The following is a 4,902-nucleotide window of genomic DNA, read 5'->3' as shown; positions in this document are numbered from 1 at the left end:
CTACTTTGCGGGCCGCATCGAAAACTGGCTGGTCACGGCGCGCAAGCAGAACACGGTCGTCGTGATGATGACGCAGTTTGCGCATCAGCTCCAAGCCTCCGCGCATGGCCGGACCCTGATGCAGGCGCTGCCTACGAAGATGCTCCTGCCGAACAAGGACGCCAGTGCCGAGGACTATACCGGGCTGCCGCTGAACCAGAAAGAGCTGGAAATCCTCATGGGCGTGAATCCCGGTTCGCGGATCGCCCTGCTGCGGTCGGATGACGGCTCGCATGTCATCGACACCGATCTTTCGGCCCTTGGCCCGCTCTTGACCATCCTCGGCGGCATGAAAGCCGGTGAGGCGCTGGTCGGCGCGGACTACCGGACCCGCCCTGATTTTTGGAAAGGATTTGAGAATGCGTAAGCATGCCCTTTGCGCCGTTTTGGCGTCCCTGGCCCTGTCTGCCTGCGCTGGCACCCAATCAAAGCCGGTCAGCAGCAAGTGCTTCAATGCGCGTGGCGATCTGACCTGCGATCTGCGCCCCCTGCCCGAACTGTGGGGCGAGGCGCGACAGGACGCTGTGCGCCAGGTGGGCGTGTATGAGGGTGCGGTCGAGGACGGTCCCTATGCGCAACGGTGATCTTCGCTCCCTGCCCGCGAAAGGCCCGCGCGAGACGTCAAGGATCGAGCAAGGGACTGCGGGCAGCTTTGCGGTGGCTCTGACAATGCCGTCCAATATTGCACAATCACTGACCGCACCCCTCCACTCCCTGATGCTGTCCAGCAGCGTGATGGCTTTGATAGCGCCTGTCTTTGCCCTGATGCTGTCCGGCACGGCGATGGCGCAAGGTGTGCCGGTTGTCGATCCGGCCAAGAATGCCCGCGAGGCGGAAATCACCCTGCGGCTTGAAGCGGACCTCGTTCGGCAACGGCAGAAGGCCGAGGAAGGCCGTAAGCGTGTCGAAGCCGAACGGGAGCAGGTCGAGGCGCTGGAGGCGGTCACCGAAGGGATGATCCTGCCCGATGATGGGGCGAGGGCTGAGGAAACAGTCCGGGGATTAGAGGAAGGCTTTGCGCCGTCTGCGGAAGTCTATGCCACCGACAACAGCGCCGCGGCGGACAGGCTGTTCAGCGGCGAGCGTGAGAACGTCGAACAGATCATCATCCGGGCGGCGCAGGACACGCACCACATGCAACGTGCCGGGTTGTCGCTGATCCAGTGGCGGTGCTGGTTGCAGGCTCTCATCTGGCAGGAAAGCCGGTTCAACCCTCATGCTCAATCGCCTGCGGGGGCTTATGGCCTCACTCAAATTATGTGGGAAACTGCTGGCGATTTGGGGATTCAATCAACCTACAAGTCAGACGCCTACGTGCAGGCCGAGGGCGGCGCGCGCTATTTGGCACAGCGGCTGAACGAGTTTGACGGCGACATGATCCTGGCGCTGGCCGCCTATAATGCCGGGGCTGGCAATGTGCGCAAGCATGGCGGTGTGCCGCCGTTCAAGGAAACTCAGAACTACGTCCGGATCATCCCGACCAAGTATCAGGAATACATGGCGGCGCTTGGCGCGGCTGACCAGATCGGCAGCATCGAGGCCAGCTATATGGCGAATGCCGAGAAGGCGATGATCGGCGGGGCCACGGCGGAATATGCCAGCGAGGCCGGGCAGGACATGGGGCTGGCGATGGCGCGCCTTGAGGAAGCCATGTCCCGTATTGGAGAGACCACCAACGCAGCAGAGGCGATGGCCCTGAACAGCTATGTGCGCGCCGAATTTGTGCGCCTTCTGGTCATCAGGACGCGCCTCGTCGCCGCCCGCTCCAAGCCGATGACGGCTGAGCAAATAGCGGCTGCATCAGCCTTCGCGCAGGAACGCGCATTCATGAATTTTGAAGGGGGATTGTAAGATGCGGATTGCATTCAAGGGATTGATCGTCGGCGCGGGTCTGTGCCTGTCTGTGGCACTACCCGCGCCGGTCACGGCGCAGGGTGTGCCGACCGTCGATACCCAGTCCATCGCGCAGCAGATCACGCAGATCAGGCGGATGCTGGAAGATTACGGCATCCAGACCGACATGCTGGACCAGCTTGTCGAGCAACTGGCCGAACTGCAATCGCAGACGAACGAGCTGCAACAGATCTATGCCGTCCTGACCGGCAATGCCGACATTCAGGGCCTTCTCATGGGGGGCGGGCTGGATACTGTTCTCGCTCCGAAAATGACTAGCATCCTGCAAGCCGCCAACTCGGCATCCTCCGGCGACTGGTCGGGCCTGTCCTCAGACTACCGTGAGCAAATTCAGGCAGCAGCACAGTCCACGATGATCGGGGCGGGCCTCGATCCGGCACGGGTCGAAGCCATGGGCCGGGATGGCACCGTGGCGGAGAAACGCGCCGCCAACCAAGCCACGACCGGCGCGATGGTGGCGGCCTCGGCCGACACTGCGCAGCGCGAGTCTGCGGTCAGCCTCCAGCGCCTTGACCGCCTGGTCGGGGAAATCCCGCAACAGACCGGCATTAAGGAAGCCATCGACCTGAACACCCGGATGATGGGCGAGGCTGTCAGCGAGCTGATCAAGAACAATCAGCTTCTCGCTCTCCAGAGCTACGGGATGGGCATGTCGGACGTGTCGATTGCCAGTGCCTGGGCGCAGGAACAGCAGATGCTCGATTTCACCATGCCGGATTTGGAGTGAGGCCACCGATGTTCAATCGCAAAAACACAACGGCGCAAGCCTCCGCCACGGCTATCCCGTCCCGCAATGTCAGTGAAACCGAGGAAGAGCTGATCTATGGCGCGCGGCGGCGCGGTGCCTTCTGGCAGAAGTTCGGGGTCGCCGGATGGGGCTTCGGTGCCATCGGCTGCATCATGGCAGCGGTGATCGCGGCCAGCCATGAGACGCCCGCCCCGGTCCTGGTGCCGTTCGATCCGTCCAGCGGCATGGCGCTGCCGATGGTGAACCTGCAAACGATCTCCGTCAGCAACCGTGATGCTGTCGTGCAGTCGCTGGTCCACGCCTATGTGCGCGACCGGGAAACCTACAGCATGCTCGACAATGACCTTCGGGTCCGCTCGGTGCTGGCCCGGTCGTCGGGGGCGGCGCTGCAATCCATGCGCAGCCTCTGGTCGTCGGAAAACCCGGACTATCCGCAAAGCAAATACGGTGCGAATGCGCGTATGGATGTGGAAGTTCTGTCGGTCACGCAGATCACCAATGATCGGGCCCAGGTCCGGCTGCGCAAGCGGCTGCAGGACAGTGACGGGGAAACCCGGGGTTTGTTCACGACCACACTGGCCTTCCGTTACGACACGACCGACGCCCGGTCGCTTGAGGATGTCTGGACCAACCCGTTCGGCTTCTCGGTCTACGAATACGCAATCACCTCTGACAGATCGGAGATCCAATGATGCGCGGCATTTGTCTTGCCATTGCCCTGTGCGCGGCCAGCATGGGGGTATCGAGCGCCTTGGCCGAAGTGACCCCTCGGGCGGGTAATCTCGATACCCGTGTCCGCTATGCCCAATGGGTCGATGGACAGGTCTACCGCGTCCAGACGCAGGTTGGCCGGGTCACGTCCGTGGAGTTCGGCCCGGATGAAGAAATCACCTCCGTGGTCGCGGGCGATACCGTCAGCTTCAATTTTGATGCGGTGCCCGGTGGCAGCGCCTTCGTGATGAAGCCCACGACCAGCGGCGCCGCCACCAACATCAACGTCTATACCAACAAGCGGCAGTATTACTTTGAGGTCTCGGAAACCGCCTCGGCGCAGTTCTCCGTGGTGCGCTTCACCTACCCGCGCGGCTCGGGCAGCGCCACGCCCGCGAACCGCCAGGTGGCCCGTGGTCCGCTGAATTACGACTACGGCGGCAGCATCGTGAACGGCACCACCCCGACGCAAGTCTGGGACGATGGGGCCTTCACCTATTTCAAGTTCCGCCGCAACGGCGAATTGCCCGCGATCTTCAAGGTCACGGCAGGGCAGGAAATCACGGTCAATTCCCAGACCATGCCCGATGGCGTGGTGCGCGTGACCGGCACCAGCCCATTCTGGATGCTGCGCTTGGGGACCGTTGAATCAACGGTGGGGATGATGAAAGCGGTGAGGTTGGTGCAATGAGCGAACAAGAAACGGCAGACCTGCGCGAACGGCTGGCGGCGCTGGAGAAGTCCAATCCGCGCAATCAACCCAAGGCCCGGCCTGCGGCAAAGGCTGCCAAGATGGCCGGGCTTCTGTGCGGCGGTGTGGCTATTGCCGGACTGGTCTATGTCTATTCGCTCCCTGACGGCGCAGCGGATCTGACCGTCCGTGAAGCCCAGGAGTTCCAGAACGAGGGCAGCGGCTTTGGCGATCTGCAAAATCCCCCGTCCGCGGTGCCGGCAGCGGTCGAGGTCGCAGAACCGGAACCGGCCCCTGCCCCTGCGGCTGGCAGCGACAATTCCGAAGTGGTCGAGCTGATCCGGGGCTTGCAGGACCAGATCGACCGGCTGTCCGAGGCTCCGGCCGAGGACGCCGAGGGTGAGCCTGTCGTGGATACGGAAGCCCTCGAACAGCTGCGCCGCGAATTGACGCAGTTGCAGGACCAGGCGCGATCGCGCGAACAGGAACTGAACGACCAACTCAGCAGCCGTAACCTCGAAATTGCCGAGTTGAAGAACGATCTGGACATGCTGCGGCTGCAAAACGGCCAGAGCGTGATGCCGGGTGGCGATGACGATCTGCTGACACAGCGCCGTCAGGCCGCCGACGAGGCGGCCCAATTGGAAGAGGCCCGGTTGCAGTCCTCCATGGTTGCCCTCGGCGGCGGCGGTGCAGCCGGTGCCGTCGCCGATGCGGCGGGTCTGGGAGACGGGGCGGCTGCGCAGCAGGCGGCGCGTCTCAGCGATGATGCCCAATTCGTGCGCGATGCCGGGCGTCC

At 63.1% G+C, this 4,902-nt stretch carries 5 protein-coding genes and 2 pseudogenes; all 7 read left to right on the top strand.

All coding sequences use genetic code 11. The annotated features are described in order from the left end of the window. Window positions 1–406 (top strand): annotated as a pseudogene (locus ACFQDM_RS13375) (type IV secretion system protein B4); the annotation flags it as partial. Next, window positions 399–623, top strand: coding sequence for a hypothetical protein (locus ACFQDM_RS13370; protein ID WP_157020521.1), 225 nt, complete (start codon window positions 399–401; stop codon window positions 621–623). The pseudogene ACFQDM_RS13375 and the gene ACFQDM_RS13370, both read left to right, overlap by 8 nt. Beyond that, complete coding sequence (locus ACFQDM_RS13365) at window positions 610–1,890, top strand: transglycosylase SLT domain-containing protein (protein ID WP_377379846.1); 1,281 nt, start codon at window positions 610–612, stop codon at window positions 1,888–1,890. The genes ACFQDM_RS13370 and ACFQDM_RS13365 overlap by 14 nt, the downstream gene beginning before the upstream one ends. A gap of 1 nt (window position 1,891) precedes the next feature. Next, a complete protein-coding gene (locus ACFQDM_RS13360) occupies window positions 1,892–2,680 on the top strand; it encodes a type IV secretion system protein (RefSeq protein WP_377379844.1) in 789 nt (262 codons plus the stop codon). An 8-nt stretch (window positions 2,681–2,688) separates the two neighbouring features. Then, on the top strand, window positions 2,689–3,393 hold the full coding sequence (locus ACFQDM_RS13355; protein ID WP_377379842.1) for a virB8 family protein: 705 nt from the start codon (window positions 2,689–2,691) through the stop codon (window positions 3,391–3,393). Then, a complete protein-coding gene (locus tag ACFQDM_RS13350) occupies window positions 3,390–4,103 on the top strand; it encodes a TrbG/VirB9 family P-type conjugative transfer protein (RefSeq protein WP_377379840.1) in 714 nt (237 codons plus the stop codon). The genes ACFQDM_RS13355 and ACFQDM_RS13350 overlap by 4 nt, the downstream gene beginning before the upstream one ends. Further along, a pseudogene (locus ACFQDM_RS13345) lies at window positions 4,100–4,902 on the top strand (hypothetical protein); the annotation flags it as partial. The gene ACFQDM_RS13350 and the pseudogene ACFQDM_RS13345, both read left to right, overlap by 4 nt.

This window comes from Ponticaulis profundi, from assembly GCF_042659465.1.
Classification (GTDB): Bacteria; Pseudomonadota; Alphaproteobacteria; order Caulobacterales; family Hyphomonadaceae; genus Ponticaulis; species Ponticaulis profundi.
Note: the sequence above shows the minus strand (reverse complement) of the source record. Positions and strands in the feature narration are given on the sequence as shown.

Bases quoted from the DNA above. Each gene is read 5' to 3' on its own strand.
- ACFQDM_RS13370 (WP_157020521.1), top strand. From the start codon at position 399: ATGCGTAAGCATGCCCTTTGCGCCGTTTTGGCGTCCCTGGCCCTGTCT.
- ACFQDM_RS13365 (WP_377379846.1), top strand. From the start codon at position 610: ATGCGCAACGGTGATCTTCGCTCCCTGCCCGCGAAAGGCCCGCGCGAG.
- ACFQDM_RS13360 (WP_377379844.1), top strand. From the start codon at position 1,892: ATGCGGATTGCATTCAAGGGATTGATCGTCGGCGCGGGTCTGTGCCTG.
- ACFQDM_RS13355 (WP_377379842.1), top strand. From the start codon at position 2,689: ATGTTCAATCGCAAAAACACAACGGCGCAAGCCTCCGCCACGGCTATC.
- ACFQDM_RS13350 (WP_377379840.1), top strand. From the start codon at position 3,390: ATGATGCGCGGCATTTGTCTTGCCATTGCCCTGTGCGCGGCCAGCATG.